The organism is Vibrio sp. 03_296 (genome assembly GCF_002265885.1).
Genome location: NZ_NPKW01000291.1, coordinates 1 through 1,501 on the forward strand (window position 1 = coordinate 1; position 1,501 = coordinate 1,501).

General features: G+C 50.1%; 3 protein-coding genes. All 3 read left to right on the forward strand.

All coding sequences use genetic code 11. From position 1 onward, the window contains the following. A partial coding sequence (locus CIK04_RS24080) for a helix-turn-helix domain-containing protein (protein ID WP_325205766.1) occupies positions 1–513 on the forward strand: 513 nt, incomplete at its 5' end. A gap of 125 nt (positions 514–638) precedes the next feature. Further along, positions 639–1,190 (forward strand): hypothetical protein, encoded by a 552-nt coding sequence (locus tag CIK04_RS33640; protein WP_325205767.1) that lies wholly within the window; start codon positions 639–641, stop codon positions 1,188–1,190. Continuing rightward, positions 1,190–1,501: cache domain-containing protein (locus tag CIK04_RS33645; protein ID WP_369597168.1), on the forward strand; the 312-nt coding region annotated here is incomplete at its 3' end. The genes CIK04_RS33640 and CIK04_RS33645, both read left to right, overlap by 1 nt.

The window sequence follows — 1,501 nt, forward strand, 5'->3', positions numbered from 1 at the left end:
CTTTTTCACCGCCTCAACGTCATTCGCGTGCAGATCCCAGCCCTTCGCGAGCGCAAGCAAGACATCGAAAAACTGACCCAACACTTCTTGCTGCGAGCCGCAGAAGAGCTCGGTGTAGAAGCCAAAACGCTGCATGGTAGCACGGTAGAAATACTTAACCGTTTGAACTGGCCAGGCAACGTACGTCAGTTGGAAAACATTTGTCGCTGGCTTACCGTCATGGCCAGTGGCAGCGAAGTGTTGCCAAGTGATTTGCCGAGCGAGTTGGTCAATGAAAAACGCGTGGTGGATGACAACAACGCTTCTGGTACTTGGCAAGAAACGTTGTCGAACTGGGCTGAGCACGCTTTGGAATCTGGAGAAAAAGAACTGCTGGCTTATGCACTTCCTCAATTCGAACGTATACTATTAGAAGCAGCACTAAAGCACACCAATGGACACAAGCAGGATGCCGCCAAAGTTTTAGGCTGGGGACGCAACACGTTGACGAGAAAACTAAAAGAGCTGTACTAACCACACTCGCCCGATACCGTACCGTCGCGTCTGCCCATTTGGCTTATTCGGTTTTTGCGCCTTTGTTTCGACACGTTCGAACACCGGTGCAAAACCCAAGCACATCAAGGAGAGACGCTTTTTCTATGTACGAACTCAACGACAGCAGCAAAATTTCTCTCAAAGCAGCCGTCATCACCCCTTTTGTGGTGATTTTCTCTTATCGATCATCTTTAGTCATCCTCGTTCAACGACACAGCTATGAACGTGCCGTGGTTGATCTCAGTAACAAGCAACTCTCTGCGTTAACGGAGAATGTACAAACTCATCTCACTGAGTATTTAGGCGCACCGTTTGATGCCGGTTTGGCGATGGCACACACCATCAGCTTCAATCACCTCTACAAAGCTGATGATACCTCACAGTTGCAAGACTATTTCTTGAATGCTTTTCAAACCCTGTACGCCGATATCCCACAACTGGATGTGATCGGTTTTGGCTCGGAAGCGGCGGATTACATCGGCTTTCGCAAAGAGAGCAATGGCACGCACACATTAATGATTCAAGATGACCGCACCGACAGCAAATTGGTCATTTATCGCGGCGATAAAATCAGCAAAGAGATTGTCTCGGTGATCCCCAACTACGATCCGCGCGTGCGACCTTGGTACGCCCCGTTGCTGAAAAGCGCCAGGTGATGTGGTCATCCATCTATGCCAATGCTGACGAGCGCCAAGAAATCACCCTTTCCGCCCTCTCGCCGGTTTACGACAAGCAACAGTTTGTCGGCGTGATGGTCACCGACATTCGCATCAATACCTTCAACGCGTTTTTAAATCGCTTGCAAGAGAAAACCAAGGCGACTGTCTACATCATGGATAACGACCAGCGCCTCGTCGCACACTCCGCTCAAGGCAGCGTGGTGTCATGGGGTACTGAGTGGTCGAAAAAAGGCGACCGACTGTTAGCCACCGAAAGTGCCGACCCCATCATTAAGCAGCACGCAGAA